This is a genomic window from Streptomyces pacificus, assembly GCF_011766325.1.
GTDB classification, from domain to species: domain Bacteria; phylum Actinomycetota; class Actinomycetes; order Streptomycetales; family Streptomycetaceae; genus Streptomyces; species Streptomyces pacificus.
On sequence record NZ_BLLG01000005.1, the window covers coordinates 76,024 to 95,104 of the forward strand.

A 19,081-nucleotide genomic window follows, 5' to 3' on the forward strand; every position below is an offset into this window, starting at 1 on the left:
GGCTCCTTCCCCATGTGGGCCAAGCACGGAAGGCACTATGTACAGGTACAAGCTGACGTCACTTCTCTTCTTCGTCCCGTTCATGATGACGAGTGGGATCGATAGGCTCCAGGAGGCAGGCTGGCCGCCGGTCTGGGGTGCGCTTGAGATACTTCTGGGACTGGCCATCTCCATCGGTGCAGCCAAGGAGATCAGAGACGGTCGCAGAAGGCGGCAGCCAGGCGAGCAGCCGTCGCAGGACCGGTGAGAGCGGTCGGGCTGGCTGTCGAGGGACAGCCGGCCCGACACGTCCTGACTTCGGCTCGCCAAGGGTGAAGTTCGCCGGCGTCAGTAGGGGGAGGGCAGCCGGAATACGTCGGAAACGTTCCGCGTGCGTCAGCGCGGAATGCCGTAGCCGGTGCAGCGTGAAGCCCTCCAGCTCCACCTGGACGCCGCAACGGCTCCGACAGCGCTGGACTACGACGAGCGCTCCTGATCCCAGCAACGCCGGCCCCCTCCCGCACGATTTCCACGAAGGACCACCATGAGCGACGCGGCCGACCGGCTCCCGGACCCGGACTCCTTGTCAGAACTCCTGGACGCCGAGAGGACCCGTGCCCTGCGGGGCATCATGCCTCCCTGGATCTACTTCCTCCTCAGCATCGTCTGCGCCGCAGGTGTCTGGCTACCGCACGAAGGCACGGCCAGGGCCGTCGCCGTGGCGTGCGCGTGCGTCCCGGGCCTCCACATAGTGCTGCGTATCAGGGCACTGACCGAAGCCCTCACCCTCTACGGCACCGAGGACGACGCCGACGACGCCGACTCCAGGAAGGTGGAAGCCACCGCCCAGCGTTGGGTGGAACGCATGATCGCGATCACCATCGTCGTGGCGTCGATCGTCCTTGCCGCCATCACACTGCTGGTGCCGCTGGCGTGGCTGCGCACGGCGCTGCCACTGCTGTGCCTGTGGTTCGTCCTCGACCTCTACCGCGCACGCAGCGAGCGCGTGCACGCCCGGCAGGTCATCGCGCTGGCCGCCGAGCAGGACTGGTATCCGGCGTACACCCGGCACATCGAGGAGCGCCGAGCGACGCTCAGGTGATGGTTCGGAATCGGGCAGCTTGGCAGCGCGGAGCGGGCCCGGTTGCTGTCCACCACCCGGGTCTACGACGCCACGGGAACCCGGGGACTCCAGGAGTTCGGTCCGCTCCGTCCGCTGGACCGACCTCCGACTCACGTCCGGAACCACCGTTCTGGTGGCAGCGGGCACCGTCCGTGACGGGCCGTGCCTGGATGGTCAAAGAGTATGACGAGGGCCGTCCCACCGACGGCAGTGCCGACGTCGAGGACCAGATCACCCTGACCACCACCGGCATCCAGGTGCGACCCCACCGTGCACGGTGACACCAGGGCCGAGCAGACCATCTGGGGCATGCACAGCGTCAACGGGGACTCCCTGATCAACGAGGAGCGCTCCGCACTCCTCACGGAGATCGAGGAGACCGACTGGGACCCTGAGGAGAACCCGGAGGACGGCGAAGGCCGAGAGCAGTTGCGAGAGCAGTAGCGAGACCGGAGGCCCAGGGCAGCCCGACTGCCCGGGGCCTCCGCACGTCTCGCGCCCGCCCGTCGGGGGTCTGCAAAGCCTGCGGCTCTGGGATGCGGCGTGTCCATCGTCTGCGGACTGACGGCCGGAGCCGCTGTAGGTGCCATGGGCTACTGGGGTTTTACATCCAAGAGGGGTGAACGTGTTGGAAGAACCCGTACGGCAGCATGCCATCACTCGTCTCCTGCTGAGGGTGGACAGGCCGCTCCATTCACACTGGGGAACCATGGCGATGATCGTCCTGATTCTCGCCGTTACACTCGCCCACCCTCCCGTGAGCCTCATCGGATCCGCCGTCCTGTTGGGCCTATGGGGAGCCGTCGGGTACGTCGGCAGGAAGCACCGGCAGAGCGGCGGCGCCTCCTGACCCGAGAGCCGGAGGCTACCCCAGGCACGTCCGTCAGCGGAGTCGGGAAGCCCGCGGACGCCCCGGGGCAGGCGGGGCTGCCGACGCCGGTGAGGCAGGGCTTCCGTCCGCGGTGACGCCCAGGCCGAAGCCACCCGGCTGGACACCTCCCCGTCCCCCGGGTCCGCCGGGGCCGGTGAGCACCGGACTCGCGGCGTCTCGCCGCAGGGCGGCCACCGCCACCGCGCAGGCGAGCGCCCCCAGCACGAAGCCGTACGGCGGGGTGTGGCCCGAGGGGGCCGTCTCGTAGACCAGCCCGGCGGAGAGCACCATCAGCACCCGGACGACCGGGGACTCCCGAACGGGTACCGTCGCCGCGACGGCTGCCGTCCCCCACAGCAGGTACCACGGCTGCACCATCGGCGACAGCGCGACCAGCGCGAGGAGCGCCAGCCCCAGCCCGTACACGGGGTCGAGGGCCCGGCGGCCGCGCCACGGGTACAGCGTCCGGAAGACGAGGAAGGCGATCACCGCGAGCGCGGCGGCGAGGCCGGTCGTCTGCACCGCGCCCTTCACAGCGTCGAGTTCGGCACCCGCGAGGGCCCGCGCCGCGAGTCCCACGCCCTGCCCCAGGTCACTGGTGATCGACAGGGGCGTGTGTATGGTCCCGGCGACGCCCTGCGTCCGCAGCCAGCCGAAGCCCGTGCCGCCGAGCAGCGATGCCGCGGCCACGACCGCGGCGGCCACCAGCGCGGGTCCGGTCAGGCCCTTCACCAGGCGCCGTGCCAGGGGTCCTTCACCCCGGCGTACCGCGATCAGCCCGATGAAGAGCAGGGCGAGCACCGCCGGGGACTTGACCATCACGGCGAGGGCGACGACCGCGCTGCCCGTCAGCGGCCGTCCGCGCAGCGCCAGCAGCACCCCGGTCAGCATGAGACCGATCATCAGGCCGTCGTTGTGCATGCCGCCGACGACGTGCAGCAGCAGGAGCGGGTTGAGGGCGGCCAGCCACAGCGCCCGGGACGGATCCGCCCCGCACTCGGCGGCGAGCCCGCGTACCGCCCAGGCGACGAGGACGAGCGCGGCGACGGCGAGCAGCCGCATCCCGAGCACGGCGGGCACGAGAGTGCCTCCCGTGCCCCACACCACGGCCTTCGCCAGCAGCAGGAACACCGGTCCGTACGGCGCCGGGGTGTCCGTCCAGTGCCCGCCGACGCTCGCCGCCGCGTCGGCGCCGGACGAGTCCGGGCCGAGCACCGACGGCCCCTGCGCGTACACGTCGTGGCCTTCGAGGACCATCGCGCCCTGGGCGATGTAGCTGTAGACGTCGGCGCTGTGCAGCGGTGGTGCGAGGAGGAGCGGCGCGGCCCACCAGCCGAGGGTGCCGAGGGTGTACCGGACGCCCGGGCCCCGGCCGCCGGCGAGCAGCCGGCCGTACGTCCACCAGGCGAGCACCAGCAGCGTCAGCCCCGCGTACGCGAGGAAGGCGCCCGCCGTGGTCGCCGCGGGCCCCTGGGCGCCCCACAGTCCCCAGGGCTCGCGCACCGGCAGGGCCCCGGCGACGGTGCCCCCGGCCGCGACGGCCAGCGCCCCGGCCGTACCCAGCCGGCGCACGCCGGCCGCACTCCGCATCCACATGAGCAGCAGGTCCGTCCCCACCAGATCGGCCGGCCGGCGCCGGATCGCAGGCCGGGCACCCGGCCCGGTCACCAGGACTGCCGAGCCTACAGCGCCCTTGACCGCGGGGCCGGCGCGCCGCACACGGGACCGTTCGCACAGGCCCGCCGACCGCTCAGGCGTCGCCCACCGGCCACTCAGGGGCCCGCGGCTCAGGGACCGCCCACCGGCCGCTCAGGCGCCGTGCTCGGGACCGGGCCGGGAAGCCGGGGCCCGTCCTTCCGGCGGACCCGGGTCGTGACGCGCGTCGTCCGCTCCCTCCAGTCCCTCCGGATCAGCACGCCCGGGACGCCCCCGCACGCCGCCGCCGATCTCGAACCAGACCGTCTTCCCGATGCCGCACGCCCTCGGGTGGGCGCCCCACGCGTCCGCGAGGGCCGCGACCAGAGCGAGTCCGCGCCCCGACTCGTCGTCCGGCCCTGCGGTACGCGGGCACGGCAGCACCTCGCTCGCGTCCGACACCTCGACCCTCAGCACACCGTCGCTCCCGAGCGCGCACCGCGCCCGCACCTCGCGGCCCGGTGGTACGCGGGCGTGCCGGCAGGCGTTCGCCACCAGTTCGCTGAGCAGCAGCACGGCCGTCTCGGTCAGCTGGTCGGGGAGCTTCCACTCCACCGACTGCTCGGTCAGGAACGCGCGGGCCCGGCCCGCGCTGCGCGGGCTGCGGGGCAACCGCCACTCGATGTGCTGAATCATCGCTCATACGCTGCTGGCGCTGCCCCGGCCTGATGAAGTAACGACATGAGTACGCAAGGTGGTTGTACCCGACGCGTACATCCGGGACGGGGAGGGCGACGCACCATGACGGAGACCTGGCGGTACTGCGGCAACCAGATCAAACTGTGGCGCACGGAGGCGGGCGTCAGTCGCGAGGAACTCGGCAAGGAGGCCAACTACGAGTACGAGACGGTGAAGTCGATGGAGCAGGGGCGCCGCAAGCCGAGCGCCAGGCTGCTCCAGGTGGCGGACCAGATGTGCGGGGCGCAGGGGAAGCTGCTGGCGGCGCTGGAGTTCCTGAAGCCGGAGCCGTTTCCGGCGCGGGCCAAGGAGTTCATGGCCATCGAGGCGGAGGCCATCGCGCAGCACTCGTACGACGCCCTCCTGATCCCGGGACTGCTCCAGACCGAGGAGTACGCCCGGGTGCTGATCGGCGAGAGCCATCCGCCGCTGGACGACGAGACGGTCGAGGAGCGGGTGCGTGCCCGGCTGCTGCGGCAGGAGGCGCTGACCCGCAGGTCCGGCACGGTCTTCGGTTTCGTGCTCAACGAGGCGAGCCTGCGGACGATGGTCGGAGGTGACAAGGCGATGAAGGGGCAGCTGGAGCACATCCTGGAGGCGGGCCAACTGCGCAACGTGTCGGTGCAGATCCTGCCCCGCGGCAGGTGCAACGGTCTGGCGCTCAACGGCTCGTTGATCCTGCTGGAGACCGCCGAACACGACCGCTACGCCTATGTCGAGGCACCGAAGACCAGCGCGCTCCACTCGGATCCCGGCACCGTCAGTGCGCTGACGGAGGCCCATGGCATGATCCGCATGCAGGCCCTCGGCAGCGGGGAGTCGGCGGACTTCATCAGGCAAGTGGCGGAGGAGCTATGAGCGACATACTCACGTGGTTCAAATCCAGCTACAGCGACAGCCAGGGCGGCGCCTGCGTCGAAGTCGCCCTCGAATGGCGCAAGTCCAGCTACAGCGACAGCGAGGGCGGCGCCTGCGTCGAAGTCGCCCTCGAATGGCGCAAGTCCAGCTACAGCGACAGCCAGGGCGGCGACTGCGTCGAGATGGCCGCCTGCCCCCACACCGTCCACATCCGCGACTCCAAGCTGGGCGAGGACGGCCCGCGCTTCGCCGTCGCCGGTGCCGCGTGGACGCGGTTCCTGGGCGGTGTCGGGGCATGACGACGAGCACGCGCGTACCCGGTCCGGCCGGTCTGCCCCTGCTGGGGTCGATGCTCGACCTCAAGCGGGACTCCCTTGGCACCTATCTCGCCGCCCGCCGGGAGCACGGCGACGTCGTCCGCTTCACCGCGGGTCCTCCCGGACTGCGGATGGAGCTGTACGCGGTGTTCTCCGCGGAGGGCGCCCAGCAGATCCTGGCGACCGACTCGGCCGAGTTCCGCAAGGACAACGCCTTCTACCAGGAGATCCGGGAGTCCTTCGGCAACGGGCTGCTCACCAGCCAGGACGGGGACTACCTCCGGCAGCGGCGCCTCTTACAGCCGCTGTTCACCCGCAAGCGGGTGGACGGCTACGCCGCCGCCGTCACCGGCGAGACCGCCGGTCTCCTCGACCGGTGGTCGGCCGCCCCCGACGGCACGGTGGACGTCGTCGACGAGATGACCCGGCTGGCGCTGCGGGCGGTGGCGCGCATCCTGTTCGGCACGGACGTCGAGGCGGCCGTGCCCGTCGTCGAGCGCTGCTTCCCGGTCATCGGCGAATACACCCTGCGGCGCGGGTACTCCCCCGCCAACCCGCCGCGCGACTGGCCCACTCCGGGCAACCGCCGGGCCTCGTCCGCGATGGAGGAGCTGTACGGGGTCTGCGACCGGATCATCGAGGAGCGGCGCGCGGAGGGGGACGCGGCAAGGGGCGACGACCTCCTGACCCTGCTCGCCCGGGCGGAGAGATCCGCGAAGAACTCCGAGGAGAGCTCCGCGGACGGGGCCCTGGACGCGTCCGAGATCCGGGACCAGGTGCTGATCTTCCTGCTCGCGGGGCACGAGACGACGGCCACCTCGCTGGCGTTCGCGCTCCATCTGCTCGCCCGGCACCCGGAGCAGCAGTCCCGGGCGCGCGCGGAGGCCGTGCGCGTCCTGGGCGGCCGTACTCCCGAGGCGTACGACCTCGACGCCCTGCCGTACCTCACCCAGGTGCTGAAGGAGGCGATGCGGCTCTATCCGGCCGCTCCGGTCATCGGGCGCCGCGCGGTCGCCGACGCGGTCGTCGACGGGCAGACGATCCCGGCGGGGGCGGACGTGGTCGTGGCGCCGTGGGTGACGCACCGGCACCCCCGCTACTGGGCGGACCCGGACCGCTTCGACCCGGAACGTTTCGCCCCCGGCGCGGAGAAGGACCGCCCGCGCTACGCCTGGTTCCCGTTCGGCGGCGGGCCGCGCGCCTGCATCGGCCAGCACTTCTCGATGCTGGAGTCGGTACTCGCACTCGCCATGGTACTGAGCGCGTACGAACTGGAGGCGGTGGACCGGCGGGTACCGGTCGACGCGGGCATCACCCTGCGTCCGAAGGGGCCGGCGCGCTGCCGACTGCGCCCCGCGGAGCGGCGCTGACGCACCGCGGCGGCCGGGCGTCCGCCTCACCGGGGACCGCTCCCGGTGGGGCGGACGTGCCCCCGGTCGGTCGTCCCCGCCCGGCAGGGCGGGGCCCCGCGGGTACGTCCCGGCACGGCAGGGGCCCGCGCGTACGGTCCCGGCACGGCACGGCGGGGCCCCGGTCGGCCGCACCGGCCGGCCCAGGGGCCCGCTCGCCCCGGGGCCTGTGCGGCAGGGGTCCGCGCGTGCGGTCGCTGCGCGGCAGCGGCCCCCTCGTACAGTCCGGCACGGCAGGGGCCCGATCGTGCGCTCCCGGGTGGGGACAGCGTGCGGGACAGCGGCGGCGGAGACCGCTCAGGGCCGTTCGGCGCACGGGGTGTCCGGCCGGGTGACGGCCCGGCGCGGCACACGGGTGCCCTCCGGCCCGCGGAGATATTCGAGTGCGGGAAGGTCCGCCACACAGCCATGAGGGGAAGGGCGCAACGCCGGAACCGGCGCGCCCTGCACGGGTACTTCGGAAGGCTCCGCACGCGGAATGCAGCGGCGGAGTCGGCCGGGCTTGCACTCCCCCGCGTATTCGGCGGACCTCGCACTCGTCGAAAGGGAACGCACGCATGAAGAAGCTCGCTTGGGCCACCAAGGGCCTTGCGGCGGTCACGGGGGCCGTACTCGCCGGCGCGGTGATCGCCCCGTCAGCGGCCGCAGACTCGATGCCCGCCGCCATGTCCGAGGCCGCGCTGGGCGCCATGACCGTCGCCATGCCCGAAGCCGTCACCGCCGCCCAGGAGATGACCGGTCTCGCGTTCGGGGACGACAAGCGGTGCCGGATCGCGGAGCGCGACGTCAGCGCGGCCGTCGTCGGCGGCCGTTCGACCGGTGTGCCGGACAGGGAGGTGAAGGCCACGACCGACCGCAAGGGCCACGCCTACCTTTACGACAGCGCCAACCCCGGCGTCTGGATCCCCCTCCGGCATGTCCCGGGAGCCCCGGAGTGCACCGAGGACGTCGACGTCACCGCCGACGGCCTTGCCGGCGCGGCCTCTCGCGACTTCCTCGTCACGCTGCTGGCCGGCAGCGGGAAGGTCTACCAGGCCCGGTGCGTCGCTCCGACAGGAGTGGCGCTGACCGAGGCGAACATCGCGACCGCGTGCGCACCCGGGTTCACGCACGTTCCGGGCACGCCCGTATGACACTGACCTGATCCCGGTTCCGGCACGGGCCGCACCGGGAGAGGTCACGTCAGGGGCCGGTCGCTCGAACGGGCGACCGGCCCTGACGCTTGCCCGGCCCGGCGACCGCCCCACGGCGCTTCCCCCGCCCGGCGGCCGCCCCCGGAGGGCGCGCTGACGCACCACGGCACGCCGCGTACGGATACGGGGTGGGGGGGCCGGCCATCGGGCGGGTCCCGCGCCCCTCAACCCACCCCCCGCGCCCCTCAGCCCACCCCCGGGCTCCTCAGCTCACCCCGCGCGGCCGGAACTGGACGCTGACCCGTGCCCCCACCGCCCGGCCGGTCTTGGGCACGGCGTGCTCCCAGGTCCGCTGGCAGGAGCCGCCCATGACGACGAGGTCGCCGTGGCCGAGCGCCTTGCGCAGTGGAGCGCCGTGGCCGTTCCTGGGCCGGAGCGCCAGATCGCGCGGGGCGCCGACGGAGAGGATGGCGACCATCGTGTCCTCCCGGGAACCCCGGCCGGTGCGGTCGCCGTGCCAGGCGACGCTGTCGTGGCCGTCGCGGTAGTAGCAGAGCCCGGCCGTCACGAAGGGCTCGCCGAGTTCGGCGGCGTAGTGCGCGCTCAGGGCGTCGCGGGCCGCGGCCAGCACGGGGTGCGGCAGTGCCTCGCCCTGGCGGTAGTGCGCGAGCAGCCGGGGCACGTCGACCTCGCGTTCGTACATCCGCCGCCGTTCCGCCCGCCAGGGGACGCCCTCCGCCAGCTCCCGGAACAGCGCGTCGGCTCCGCTGAGCCAGCCCGGCAGCACATCGAGCCAGGCCCCCTGCCCGAGTACCGTGCGGCGGACGCCGGTCAGCGGGCCGAGCCGTATCTCGTCGGTCTGGTCGAAGAGCGAACCCTGGAGGTGGACTGGCTGCATGCCTCCAGGGTAACCAGAAAACCGAACAAGTGAGCTATTCGGTGACAGGGCCGGAACCTCCTTCCCGCCCTCCGGCGCCACCGGCCCCGCCCGGGGCGGGGTGGCCCAAAACACGGAGCGCGGCCCGCCGGGGGCCCGTAAGCTCGCGTCATGCAGGTGATCCAGTCGACGAAGCTCGCCAACGTCTGTTACGAGATCCGCGGCCCGGTGCTCGAGGAGGCGATGCGGCTGGAGGCCGCAGGCCACCGCATCCTCAAGCTGAACACCGGGAACCCGGCCGCCTTCGGCTTCGAGTGCCCCCCGGCGATCCTCGAGGACGTCCTGCGGAACGTGGGGGACGCCCACGGCTACGGCGACGCGAAGGGCCTGCTGAGCGCGCGCCGGGCGGTCATGAGCCACTACGAGACGAAGGGCGTCGCGCTCTCGGTGGACGACGTCTATCTCGGCAACGGGGTGTCCGAGCTCATCCAGATGTCCATGCAGGCGCTGCTCGACGACGGCGACGAGGTGCTGGTCCCGGCACCGGACTACCCGCTCTGGACGGCCGCCGTGTCGCTGTCCGGCGGGACGGCCGTGCACTACCGCTGCGACGAGGCGTCCGACTGGATGCCGGATGTCGCGGACATCGAGCGGAAGATCACCGATCGCACCAAGGCCATCGTGATCATCAATCCGAACAACCCGACCGGCGCTGTCTACGACGACGAGATGCTGCGGCAGCTCACGGACGTCGCCCGCCGGCACGGGCTGGTGGTGTGCTCGGACGAGATCTACGACAAGATCCTCTACGACGGGGCCACGCACACCCCCACCGCCGCGATCGCGCCGGACCTGCTGGTCCTCACCTTCAACGGCATGTCGAAGAACTACCGGGTCGCCGGCTTCCGCAGCGGCTGGCTCGCGGTCTGCGGACCCAAGGCGCACGCGACCTCGTACATCGAGGGCCTGACGATCCTGGCGAACATGCGGCTCTGCGCCAACATGCCGGCGCAGCACGCGGTGGCCGCCGCGCTCCAGGGGCGGCAGTCGATCGAGGACCTGGTCCTGCCGGGCGGACGGCTGCTCGAGCAGCGCGACGCGGCGTACGAGCTGCTGACGCAGATCCCGGGCGTGACGTGTGTGAAGCCCAAGGGCGCGCTCTACCTGTTCCCGCGGCTCGACCCGGGGGTCTACAAGATCAAGGACGACCGTCAGCTGGTGCTGGACCTGCTGCGCACCGAGAAGATCATGGTCGTCCACGGGACGGGCTTCAACTGGCACGAGCCCGACCACTTCCGGATCGTCACGCTGCCGAACGCGACGGACCTGTCGGACGCGATCACCCGGATCGGCAGCTTCCTGGACGGCTACAGCCAGCGCTGACCCGGCGGAGCGGCGGGGACGCGGAGTGTGCGCGGGCCGGTCCGGCCACTCCCTCCGGACATCCCTCAACTTTAGACGCGATCTAAGCTAGGATGGCTCCAGAGCTACTGCAGGAGGCCGTCCCATGTACGAACCGATCCGCTCCAAGTCGGTGCACTCGATGGCCGGCGAGTGCGACTTCCCCCACCGCAGCCGTGAGGAGGAGCTGGACATCCAGCTCGCCGGGCATCTCGCGGCACTCCTCGCCGTGACCGACGAGCTCGGACTCACCGCAGCGGCGGAGCGCATCGCCGAGCAGGTCGCCCGGCTGCGCGGCGCCCCGCCCGCCCGCCACGCCGGACTCAGCGGCGCCGACCCGGCCGCCCTCCACAACCGCGCCCTGGCACTGGCCGGGCGCGCCCTGGTGGTGGCCGCCTCGCGCGCCGACACCGCCGTCGCGATCCTGTCCGCCGAGCGGATCGACGCGCACACCGCCGCCCTTCGCGACACGCGGCTCGTCGGCGCCGCCCCCTGACGGCCCCGGTCCGCGTGCCAGGAGACGCGCGGACCGGGCGCCTCGCGCCCGCTGCCTCGCCGCGCCGCCCTGGGCTCACCGCCGCCGGCCCCGCTCCCTCACCGCCGCCGGCCCCGCCCCTTCCCGCCACCGGACCCGGCGCGCCGGCGTGTGCCCGGAGCGGCCCGGGGCCTCCCCAGGGCGGCGGCGAGGCGGTCGGCGGCGAACTCCCGGTTGGCCAGGGTCCGGAGGCGGTGGGCCTCGGGGAGACCGGAGACGGCGAGAAGCCGGTCGCATGCCTCCAGCGAGGCCGCCCAGTCCCCCACCCAGTAGGCGCAGATCGAGTACTCGAACAGCAGTCCCCACCGGTACACCCAGGGCTGTACGAAGAGCAGGTCGTCCGGAGCGGTCCGGCCCACACCGCCGCGCGCGAAGGCGTACGCCGCATGGTGGCAGCCCATGCAGCGCAGCCGTGAGGCGAGTTCGTACGCGGCCTCGAGACGCTGCGGACGCGCCTCCCAGGCCCGCACCAGGGCGTCCATGCCGCCCGGCCAGTCCCCGTTGTCCGCCTTGAGCACGCCCACCTGGAGCAGCGCGTAGTAGACCTCCTCCGGCCAGCCGCCCATGCCCGCACGACGCTCGTAGAGGGCGGCCGCCTCTTCCACCCGGCCCAGGTCGCGCATGGTCTGCGCCAGGTAGAAGACGGTCCGGCTGTTGCCGGGGTCCCGCTTCAGCTCGGCGCTCAGCAACCTCGCGTCGCGTGCGAACTTGTCGTGGCGTGATCCGCCGTCGGCGTGATCGACGACGACCAGGGCGTCGAGGTTCTGCTGGTCCGCCGGCTCGTCGGTGGTGAGGTACTCGTGCGTGACCCCCTCGTAGCGCCAGGGGATGTCGCCCCGCACCAGTCGCTTGATGCGGTACTCCGTGTCCCCTTCGTGCCGGAGCATGTAGGAGGCATGGGTGAGCGGCGGCAGCGGGCCGTCCTGCCTGATCACCAGGTCCGCGTCGAGCAGGAGCAGGTAGTCGGCCTTCCGGTGCGCGTGCGCGATGTTCCGGCTGCGGTTGTGCCCGAAGTTCACCCAGGGCTCCTCGTGCAGCTCACCGGGGATGCCCTCGAGCGCCCTGCGGACCAGTTCCTGCGTTCCGTCCGTGGACCCGGTGTCCGAGATCACCCAGTAGGAGACCAGGTGACGGACCGACCTGAGGCAGCGCTCGATGACGCCGCTCTCGTTCTTCACGATCATGCAGAGGCAGACGGACTGCGTCACGGGTCACCACTCCACGCGGGTACGTGAGCGGGACCCTAGGCGCCGTGCCGCCGGCCGGCCCGGCGGCACACCGGGGATAGCCCCTTCGGACGGCTCCGATCCGCCGATACGTCAATCACCGGGTGCACCCGAGCGCGCCTGGGCCCGCGGTCGCGCCCGCGGCCCAATGATGTCCGCGGAGCGCGGCGGGCCGTCCGCCCCGGGTATCCCGCCGCACCCCGAAGAACCCGTACCAGAAGCCAAGAAAGTAGGCAGTTCATGAGTCCTGAGAGCAGGACCCGACGCGGCCTCTCGCCCCTCACGAGACGGAGCCGGATGCTCGCCGGCAGTGCGGCGGCCTCACTGGCCCTGATGACGCTGGGATTCGCCGACCCGGCGCTGGCGTCCCCCCTCACCTCCCAGCGCGCTGCTGTCCAGGCGGCCGACGAGGACAGATGCGACCCGTACCTCTCCTTCGCGGATGACGTGACCGGCTTCGTCACGGAGAGCGGCGGGGACAAGTGCCGCGGCAAGACCGGACCCACCGGACCCACCGGACCGACCGGACCGACCGGACCGACCGGACCGACTGGACCCGACGGACCCACCGGACCCACCGGACCCGGCGGAGCCGACGGACCGACCGGACCGACCGGACCCACCGGACCCACCGGACCCGGCGGAGCCGACGGAGCCACCGGACCCACCGGACCCACCGGACCCACCGGGCCCAGAGGACCTGCCGGTGTCGGCGGCAGGTGCGTCGACATCGACTCCTACGCACCCAACAACACGGAGGAGTTCAGCGCGGCGCTGCTGCGCAACAACACCTACTGGGTCGGCCGCCGTCCGCTCGAGGGAGGTGTCCCCGTCGGCGACTACGAGTGGCAGGACATCACGGAGAACGGCGACTTCCCCAGGAACCCGTGCGCGGTGTCGCTCACCGCCCGCGGCGACACGGCCTACGCCAAGGTGCTGACCACCAACGGGGAGGTGTGGGAGACCCGCGGTCAGGTCGGCGACGGCGACTTCTTCTGGGGCGAGCCCTGGACACTGGTCGTCAACCAGCCGGCCATGCTGTCGGCCTTGCAGGACGGCGAAGCCGTGCAGAACGCCCCCGGCAGCGGCTGAGCCACCCCCGCCCGACGGGTCGCCGGCCCCCGGTCCCCGCCTGGCGACGCGGGAAGCGGGCTGATCGGCGGCCCGGGAGCGGACGACCCCGCGCCCGGGCATACCGGCGGCCCCGCACCCGGGAAAGGGCCGGGGCCCGCACCGTACGCCGTTGTACGGTGCGGGCCCCGGCCTCGGCTCCGAGTGGGGGTTCAGCCCAGTCGGGCGACCAGTGCGCGGTACTCGTCCCACAGCTCCTTCGGGGTGTGGTCACCGAAGGTGTTGAGGTGCTCGGGGACCAGCGCGGCCTCCTCGCGCCATACGTCCGCGTCGACCTTGAGCAGGAAGTCCAGGTCCTCGTCGGCCAGCTCCAGGCCGTCGGTGTCCAGGGACTTCCGGGTCGGCAGGATCCCGATCGGCGTCTCGACGCCCTCGGCCCTGCCCTCCAGACGCTCCACGATCCACTTCAGCACGCGGCCGTTCTCGCCGAAGCCCGGCCAGACGAACTCGCCGGCGTCGTTCTTGCGGAACCAGTTCACGTAGTAGATCTTCGGGAGCCTGGACTGGTCGGCGTCCTTGCCGACCTTGATCCAGTGGGCCATGTAGTCGCCCATGTTGTAGCCGCAGAAGGGCAGCATCGCGAACGGGTCGCGGCGCAGCTCGCCGACCCTGCCCTCGGCGGCGGCGGTCTTCTCGGAGGCCACGTTCGCGCCCAGGAAGACACCGTGCTGCCAGTCGAAGGACTCCGTCACCAGCGGGACGGCGGAGGCGCGGCGGCCGCCGAAGAGGATCGCCGAGATCGGCACGCCCTTCGGGTCCTCCCACTCCGGCGCGATGATCGGGCACTGCGCGGCGGGGACGGTGAAGCGGGCGTTCGGGTGGGCGGCCGGGGTGCCGGACTCCGGCGTCCAGTCGTTGCCCTTCCAGTCGGTCAGATGGGCCGGGGGGTCCTGCGTCATCCCCTCCCACCAGACGTCGTCGTCGTCGGTGAGGGCGACGTTGGTGAAGACCGCGTTGCCCCACAGGGTCTTCATGGCGTTGGCGTTGGTGTGCTCGCCGGTACCGGGTGCGACGCCGAAGAAGCCGGCCTCGGGGTTGATCGCGTGGAGCCGGCCGTCCTCGCCGAAGCGCATCCAGGCGATGTCGTCGCCGATGGTCTCCACCGTCCAGCCGGAGATCGTGGGCTCCAGCATGGCCAGATTGGTCTTGCCGCAGGCCGAGGGGAAGGCCGCGGCCACGTACTTCGGCTCGCCCTGCGGCGGGGTCAGCTTGAGGATCAGCATGTGCTCGGCGAGCCAGCCCTCGTCGCGGGCCATCACGGAGGCGATGCGCAGGGCGTAGCACTTCTTGCCGAGGAGGGCGTTGCCGCCGTAGCCGGAGCCGTAGGACCAGATCTCACGGGACTCGGGGAAGTGCGAGATGTACTTGGTGGAGTTGCACGGCCACGGAACGTCCTCCTGGCCCGGCTCCAGCGGTGCGCCCAGGGTGTGCACGGCCTTCACGAAGAAGCCGTCGGAGCCGAGCTCGTCCAGGACGGCCTGGCCCATCCGGGTCATGGTGCGCATGGAGAGGGCGACATAGGCGGAGTCGGTGATCTCCACGCCCAGCGCGGACAGCGGGGAGCCGAGGGGGCCCATGCAGAAGGGGACGACGTACATCGTCCGGCCCTTCATCGAACCGCGGAAGAGTCCCCCAGAGCCTTCGGCCCCGGAGGTGCCCCCGTTCCCGCCGCAGAAGATCTCCCGCATCTCCGCGGGGGCCTTCCAGTGGTTCGTCGGGCCGGCGTCCTCCTCCTTCTCGGAGCAGATGAAGGTGCGGTCCTCGACGCGCGCCACGTCCGTGGGGTCGGAGGCCGCGTAGTAGGAGTTCGGGCGCTTGATCGGGTCCAGCTTGCGGAACGTGCCCTTGGCGACCAGTTCCTCGGCCAGGCGGTCGTACTCGGCCTCGGAACCGTCGCACCAGACCACCCGGTCCGGCTGCGTCAGTTCCGCGATCTCGTCGACCCAGGCGATCAGTTCCCGGTGGTGGGTGGGGGCGTTGCCGGGAGCCGCGATGTCGCGCGCCACGATTGCTCCTAAATGAGGGGTTTGAGGTTGTCGCCCCGTGGGGGCTGCGACCCGGACGCTTCGTAGCCGCTCATCCGGTGCCGACCGCACTCATCTGATCATCCGTGTCCGGCGCCCATCTGTCCAGAGGACCCCTCACGTGAGCATGGCCACTCGGGGTCGGCCCCCTGCGGCCCCGTCGATAGCATGCCGCCATGACTGCAGCGCCGCCCGACGTGACCGATGCGACCGAGATCGATCCACCTCCGGTGAAGCCGCGGTTGCGGGGGTGGCTGCACGCGGGCATGTTCCCCGCCGTGCTGGTCGCGGGGATCGTGCTGACCGCCCTCGCCGACTCGGCCCGCGGGAGGATCGCCTGCGGCATATACGTACTCACCGCCTGTCTGCTCTTCGGCGTGAGCGCGCTCTACCACCGGGGCACCTGGGGCCCCCGTGCGACGGCCGTCCTCCGCCGGCTGGACCACGCGAACATCTTCCTGATCATCGCCGGTACGTATACCCCGCTGACCCTGCTCCTCCTGCCGGACTCCACCGCGCGGGTGCTGTTGTGGGCGGTCTGGGCGGCAGCGGTTGCCGGAATCGCCTTCCGGGTGTTCTGGGTGGGCGCGCCCCGGTGGCTCTACACGCCCTGCTACATCGCGATGGGCTGGGCCGCGGTCTTCTTCCTGCCCGACTTCCTGCGCACGGGGGGCATCGCCGTCCTGGTGCTGGTGATCGTCGGCGGGCTGCTGTACAGCGCGGGGGGCGTGATCTACGGGATGAAGCGGCCGAACCCGTCGCCGCGCTGGTTCGGCTTCCACGAGGTCTTCCACTCCCTCACCCTGGCCGCCTTCGCCGTCCACTACGTGGGGATCTCCCTGGTCGCCTACCGGCACTCCTGAAGGGCACGGAGGGGCGGCGGCCCGCGGGGGAGAACCACCGGGCGCGGACCGTCGTCCCTGCGTGCGCCGGTCCCTGCGTGCACCGGTCCCTGGGCCCGCCGGGCCGTACCGCCGGCGGGCCGTAGCGGCCTGTGCACGCAGGGCCGCAGGCGCTCCGGAAGGCACGGGCGCGGGGGCGGGCCCCCGCGCCCGGCAGCGCGGGCACCGGGCAGCGCGGGCACCGGCGCCTGCCGCCCGCCCCGCCTGCTCCCCGGCCTCGGCATCTCCCCGACCCGCCAGATCCGGTACCCGCCAGACCCGGTGGACCCCGCCGCGCCGGGCTACCGGCCCCGATGCCTCCTCAGGTCGCCCTTCCCGCAGGCGCGGCCGTCCCGGTCCGGGTCGAGCCGGAGCGGGTCGTGCTTGCCGTTGACCTTCAGCCGGCCGTATCCGTGCGCCGCGAGCCAGTCGCAGCGGGACTTGGTCGTGGCCTTCACCGGAGCCGGGAAGGCGAGGGGCACGCAGACGCCGGCCGTGCCGTAGTTCCGGTCGCAGCCCGCGACCTTCGGGCTGACCGGAGCCGAGGACCGCTTCCCGGGGTTCTTCTTGGGGGACTTGCCGAGGTCCCCGGCGAAGTCGTGGACATGTGCGGACGGGGCGTCATGCGCGGCCGGGGCGTCATGCGCGGCCGGTGTGCCGTGCCCGGCCGCCGCCGCGGCGGCCGGGGCCCCCAGGTGCACCCATTCGGCCACGGACGGGATTCCGGCCGCGTCCACGGCGAAGAGCATGTACCAGCCGGGCGGGGCGAGGTTGGGGTTGCTCGTGACGTTGAGGTCGATCGTCTGGTCGTCCACCACGCTCATCGGAAGGTCCACGAAGCGCTGGTTGGGGTCCGAGGAGTGGGTGACCGCGGCAGGCCGGATCAGTTCGGCCCTGACGATCGGCCGGTCCACCGTGATCCGCTGGGTGTCGCCGTACCGCCACTCGCCCTCGGCCACCGAGGTGATCCGCGGACGGGGGCCCTTGAGCAGGTACGGCGGGGTGTAGATGGACACGTTGTGGTTGTAGGTGCCGTTGCCGGGGTTGTCGCCCACTGCCATGACCCGGCCGTCGGGCAGCAGGAACGCCGACGAGTGGTAGGTGCGCGGGATCGGGTCGGCCGCGAGGCCCTCCTCGTAGGTGTCGGTCACCGGGTCGAAGAAGGACGCCTCGTAGACCGGATCGGCCCGGTCGTGCAGCCCGCCTCCGGTCTCCAGCACCTTGCCGTCGGGCAGCAGCACCGCCGAGACGTACATCTTGCCCTCGTCACCGGTCTGCGGGCGCTTGCCGTGGCCCTGGTCGACCAGGCCCTGCGGCAGTGGCGGACCCGCCGTGTACCGCGGGTCGGGCTGCTTCAGGTCGATGATGTCGGTGGTCCGGTTGGCCGCCGGGTTGGTCTCGTTGTTGCCGCCGCCGATGGTGAGGACCCGCTGGTCCTGCGCCGGGGGCAGCAGGACGCTGGCGCTCTCGTCGCGCTGGTCCTTGTTGCGCAGGCCCGGCACGTCCGTGATGGTGTTGGCGTCGTAGTCGTAGATCGAGGCGCCGGTACCGGGGGTGCCGTTGCCGAAGACATGGCTGCCCGAGTAGAAGAGGCGGCCGTCCTGCATCAGGATCATCGACGGGTACAGGCCCCAGAACGACCAGGTCTGGTTGACCTGGTGGACCGGCAGCCACCGGTTCTCCGCGGCCGAGAACTTCTCCGCCGTCACACTGCCCGTGGAGTCCTCCTTCAGCCCGCCGAAGGAGATGACGTCACCGTCGCCGAGGAGCGTCGCCGACGGGTACCAGTGGCCCCCGTTCATGTCGTTGGTCCTGGTGTACGACTCGGTCTCCGGGTCGAAGATGTACGAGTCCCGCAGGCCCTGGTAGCCGATCGAGCCGTCGGCCGACGGATAGCCCTTGTTGCCGCCCATCACCAGCACCCGGCCGTCGGCGAGCTGGACGTGCCCGGCGCAGAACATGTCCGCGGGCGTCGGGATGTCCTTGTACGTCCCGGCCACCGGGTCGTACAGGGCGGTGGTGAACGTCCCCGCCTCGAACAACCCGGGGTCGTTCCCGGAACCGGCGATCAGCAGTACCTTGCCTCCCCCGGAGCCTCCCGCCTGGGTGGGGGTGCCCCCGTGCAGCACCACCGAGTGGACCGAGCGCACCGGGTTCTTGGTGGGCAGCACCTCCCAGCGCCCCTTGGCGCACTCCTCCGCGGTGGCCGTGCACACCGGGTCCGGCGGAGGCGGGGCGACCTCCTCCATCGCGTAGTCGTCGGTGGTGACGCTGCCGGTGCCGAAGACGGAGACGCCCCAGGTGATCCGGTCCGTGTCCGGCGGGATGGCCGGGGTGCGCACCTCGCTGCGGGTCCAGTCGTCCTCCATGGGGAGGGTCCGCAGGTCGGTCCAGTACTGCCAGCCCGTCGTGGTGTCGTGGCGGAAGAGGGTGAGGGCGGTGTCCGGGGTCGTCGACTTGTACCAGAAGGACAGGTCGTACTGCCGCTCCGGGGCGACGTACGGGGCGCAGGCGGTGGACTCCGTGATGAGCGCCTTGCGGTCGCCGTCCACTCGGCGGGTGAGTTCCACCCTCATCGCGGCGGAGCCGGTGTGCGCGTCCGCGGTGGTGGTGAAGGTGAAGTCGTTGTCGCCCCAGCCCGACTTCGCCCAGCAGAGCGGCATGTCGCCGCTGCCGGGGGTCTCGAAGCCGGGGTTCTTGACGAGGTTGGGTCCCGCGGCGGCCGGCTGCTGGGCGGCGAGCAGCAGGCCCGCGGTCATGGCGGCGACGGCGAGCAGCGCGGTCGTCCTGCGGGTCTGCCGGGCCTGCCGGGCCTGCCGGGCCTGCCGGGTGGATCGGGCGCGTCGAGCAGGCCGGGCGAGTCGGGCGGGTCGGGCGAGTCGGGCGGGTCGGGCGAGTCGGGCGGGTCGGGCGAGTCGGGCGGGTCGGGCGGGTCGGATGAGC

At 72.2% G+C, this 19,081-nt stretch carries 18 protein-coding genes; 12 read left to right on the plus strand and 6 right to left on the minus strand.

Features of this window, described 5'->3' with window-relative positions; translation table 11 throughout:
* The first annotated feature begins 37 nt into the window (after positions 1 to 37).
* The 4 genes from SCWH03_RS10090 (at position 38) to SCWH03_RS10105 (ending at position 1,952) form a co-directional block, all read left to right on the plus strand.
* Positions 38 to 247 (plus strand): hypothetical protein, encoded by a 210-nt coding sequence (locus SCWH03_RS10090; protein WP_173263844.1) that lies wholly within the window; start codon positions 38 to 40, stop codon positions 245 to 247.
* A gap of 276 nt (positions 248 to 523) precedes the next feature.
* Positions 524 to 1,081, plus strand: coding sequence for a hypothetical protein (locus tag SCWH03_RS10095; RefSeq protein ID WP_173263845.1), 558 nt, complete (start codon positions 524 to 526; stop codon positions 1,079 to 1,081).
* A 291-nt stretch (positions 1,082 to 1,372) separates the two neighbouring features.
* Entirely contained in the window at positions 1,373 to 1,546 is a 174-nt protein-coding gene (locus SCWH03_RS10100) for a hypothetical protein (protein ID WP_173263846.1), read from the plus strand.
* Between the two features lie 265 nt (positions 1,547 to 1,811).
* Complete coding sequence (locus SCWH03_RS10105; RefSeq protein ID WP_173263847.1) at positions 1,812 to 1,952, plus strand: hypothetical protein; 141 nt, start codon at positions 1,812 to 1,814, stop codon at positions 1,950 to 1,952.
* 33 nt (positions 1,953 to 1,985) lie between these two features.
* Here the strand turns inward: SCWH03_RS10105 and mptB are convergent, their stop codons facing one another.
* Both mptB and SCWH03_RS10115 read right to left on the minus strand, forming a co-directional pair.
* Positions 1,986 to 3,569 carry a polyprenol phosphomannose-dependent alpha 1,6 mannosyltransferase MptB gene (mptB, locus tag SCWH03_RS10110; protein ID WP_173263848.1) on the minus strand — a complete coding sequence of 528 codons (1,584 nt, stop codon included), beginning with the start codon at positions 3,567 to 3,569 and terminating at the stop codon, positions 1,986 to 1,988.
* A 213-nt stretch (positions 3,570 to 3,782) separates the two neighbouring features.
* Positions 3,783 to 4,304 (minus strand): ATP-binding protein, encoded by a 522-nt coding sequence (locus SCWH03_RS10115; protein WP_173263849.1) that lies wholly within the window; start codon positions 4,302 to 4,304, stop codon positions 3,783 to 3,785.
* A 105-nt stretch (positions 4,305 to 4,409) separates the two neighbouring features.
* Here SCWH03_RS10115 and SCWH03_RS10120 point away from each other — a divergent pair, with 105 nt between their 5' ends.
* The 4 genes from SCWH03_RS10120 (at position 4,410) to SCWH03_RS10135 (ending at position 8,063) form a co-directional block, all read left to right on the plus strand.
* Positions 4,410 to 5,204 carry a helix-turn-helix domain-containing protein gene (locus SCWH03_RS10120; RefSeq protein WP_173263850.1) on the plus strand — a complete coding sequence of 265 codons (795 nt, stop codon included), beginning with the start codon at positions 4,410 to 4,412 and terminating at the stop codon, positions 5,202 to 5,204.
* Entirely contained in the window at positions 5,201 to 5,503 is a 303-nt protein-coding gene (locus SCWH03_RS10125; protein WP_173263851.1) for a DUF397 domain-containing protein, read from the plus strand. The genes SCWH03_RS10120 and SCWH03_RS10125 overlap by 4 nt, the downstream gene beginning before the upstream one ends.
* Positions 5,500 to 6,891: a cytochrome P450 gene (locus SCWH03_RS10130; RefSeq protein WP_173263852.1), complete on the plus strand. Its 1,392-nt coding sequence runs from the start codon at positions 5,500 to 5,502 to the stop codon at positions 6,889 to 6,891. The genes SCWH03_RS10125 and SCWH03_RS10130 overlap by 4 nt, the downstream gene beginning before the upstream one ends.
* Positions 6,892 to 7,487: 596 nt before the next feature.
* Positions 7,488 to 8,063 carry a hypothetical protein gene (locus tag SCWH03_RS10135; RefSeq protein WP_173263853.1) on the plus strand — a complete coding sequence of 192 codons (576 nt, stop codon included), beginning with the start codon at positions 7,488 to 7,490 and terminating at the stop codon, positions 8,061 to 8,063.
* A 265-nt stretch (positions 8,064 to 8,328) separates the two neighbouring features.
* Here the strand turns inward: SCWH03_RS10135 and SCWH03_RS10140 are convergent, their stop codons facing one another.
* Positions 8,329 to 8,961: an alpha-ketoglutarate-dependent dioxygenase AlkB gene (locus SCWH03_RS10140; RefSeq protein ID WP_173263854.1), complete on the minus strand. Its 633-nt coding sequence runs from the start codon at positions 8,959 to 8,961 to the stop codon at positions 8,329 to 8,331.
* Between the two features lie 150 nt (positions 8,962 to 9,111).
* Between SCWH03_RS10140 and SCWH03_RS10145 the strand changes: the two genes are divergently transcribed.
* Together SCWH03_RS10145 and SCWH03_RS10150 are read left to right on the plus strand one after the other, a co-directional pair.
* A complete protein-coding gene (locus SCWH03_RS10145) occupies positions 9,112 to 10,323 on the plus strand; it encodes a pyridoxal phosphate-dependent aminotransferase (protein WP_173263855.1) in 1,212 nt (403 codons plus the stop codon).
* Between the two features lie 124 nt (positions 10,324 to 10,447).
* Positions 10,448 to 10,837 carry an SCO4983 family protein gene (locus tag SCWH03_RS10150; RefSeq protein ID WP_173263856.1) on the plus strand — a complete coding sequence of 130 codons (390 nt, stop codon included), beginning with the start codon at positions 10,448 to 10,450 and terminating at the stop codon, positions 10,835 to 10,837.
* 98 nt (positions 10,838 to 10,935) lie between these two features.
* Here SCWH03_RS10150 and SCWH03_RS10155 read toward each other — a convergent pair whose 3' ends face one another.
* Positions 10,936 to 12,084, minus strand: coding sequence for a glycosyltransferase (locus tag SCWH03_RS10155; protein WP_308788861.1), 1,149 nt, complete (start codon positions 12,082 to 12,084; stop codon positions 10,936 to 10,938).
* A 315-nt stretch (positions 12,085 to 12,399) separates the two neighbouring features.
* Between SCWH03_RS10155 and SCWH03_RS28575 the strand changes: the two genes are divergently transcribed.
* The gene (locus SCWH03_RS28575) at positions 12,400 to 13,194 is read left to right on the plus strand and encodes a hypothetical protein (protein ID WP_216854737.1); all 795 of its coding nucleotides are present in this window, start codon (positions 12,400 to 12,402) and stop codon (positions 13,192 to 13,194) included.
* Between the two features lie 191 nt (positions 13,195 to 13,385).
* On the opposite strand, the gene SCWH03_RS10165 is transcribed toward SCWH03_RS28575, so the two are convergent.
* The gene (locus tag SCWH03_RS10165) at positions 13,386 to 15,239 is read right to left on the minus strand and encodes a phosphoenolpyruvate carboxykinase (GTP) (RefSeq protein ID WP_173263857.1); all 1,854 of its coding nucleotides are present in this window, start codon (positions 15,237 to 15,239) and stop codon (positions 13,386 to 13,388) included.
* Between the two features lie 194 nt (positions 15,240 to 15,433).
* Here SCWH03_RS10165 and trhA point away from each other — a divergent pair, with 194 nt between their 5' ends.
* Positions 15,434 to 16,120 carry a PAQR family membrane homeostasis protein TrhA gene (trhA, locus tag SCWH03_RS10170; RefSeq protein WP_173263858.1) on the plus strand — a complete coding sequence of 229 codons (687 nt, stop codon included), beginning with the start codon at positions 15,434 to 15,436 and terminating at the stop codon, positions 16,118 to 16,120.
* Between the two features lie 320 nt (positions 16,121 to 16,440).
* Here the strand turns inward: trhA and SCWH03_RS10175 are convergent, their stop codons facing one another.
* Complete coding sequence (locus SCWH03_RS10175) at positions 16,441 to 18,897, minus strand: galactose oxidase early set domain-containing protein (protein ID WP_173263859.1); 2,457 nt, start codon at positions 18,895 to 18,897, stop codon at positions 16,441 to 16,443.
* Positions 18,898 to 19,081 lie beyond the last annotated feature (184 nt).

Coding starts and splice junctions, on each gene's coding strand:
- SCWH03_RS10135 (WP_173263853.1), top strand. CDS start 7,488: ATGAAGAAGCTCGCTTGGGCCACCAAGGGCCTTGCGGCGGTCACGGGG.
- SCWH03_RS28575 (WP_216854737.1), top strand. CDS start 12,400: ATGCTCGCCGGCAGTGCGGCGGCCTCACTGGCCCTGATGACGCTGGGA.
- SCWH03_RS10175 (WP_173263859.1), bottom strand. CDS start 18,897: ATGACCGCGGGCCTGCTGCTCGCCGCCCAGCAGCCGGCCGCCGCGGGA.
- mptB (WP_173263848.1), bottom strand. CDS start 3,569: ATGTGGATGCGGAGTGCGGCCGGCGTGCGCCGGCTGGGTACGGCCGGG.
- SCWH03_RS10115 (WP_173263849.1), bottom strand. CDS start 4,304: ATGATTCAGCACATCGAGTGGCGGTTGCCCCGCAGCCCGCGCAGCGCG.
- SCWH03_RS10130 (WP_173263852.1), top strand. CDS start 5,500: ATGACGACGAGCACGCGCGTACCCGGTCCGGCCGGTCTGCCCCTGCTG.
- SCWH03_RS10125 (WP_173263851.1), top strand. CDS start 5,201: ATGAGCGACATACTCACGTGGTTCAAATCCAGCTACAGCGACAGCCAG.
- SCWH03_RS10090 (WP_173263844.1), top strand. CDS start 38: ATGTACAGGTACAAGCTGACGTCACTTCTCTTCTTCGTCCCGTTCATG.
- SCWH03_RS10120 (WP_173263850.1), top strand. CDS start 4,410: ATGACGGAGACCTGGCGGTACTGCGGCAACCAGATCAAACTGTGGCGC.
- SCWH03_RS10105 (WP_173263847.1), top strand. CDS start 1,812: ATGGCGATGATCGTCCTGATTCTCGCCGTTACACTCGCCCACCCTCCC.
- SCWH03_RS10150 (WP_173263856.1), top strand. CDS start 10,448: ATGTACGAACCGATCCGCTCCAAGTCGGTGCACTCGATGGCCGGCGAG.
- SCWH03_RS10145 (WP_173263855.1), top strand. CDS start 9,112: ATGCAGGTGATCCAGTCGACGAAGCTCGCCAACGTCTGTTACGAGATC.
- trhA (WP_173263858.1), top strand. CDS start 15,434: ATGACTGCAGCGCCGCCCGACGTGACCGATGCGACCGAGATCGATCCA.
- SCWH03_RS10095 (WP_173263845.1), top strand. CDS start 524: ATGAGCGACGCGGCCGACCGGCTCCCGGACCCGGACTCCTTGTCAGAA.
- SCWH03_RS10140 (WP_173263854.1), bottom strand. CDS start 8,961: ATGCAGCCAGTCCACCTCCAGGGTTCGCTCTTCGACCAGACCGACGAG.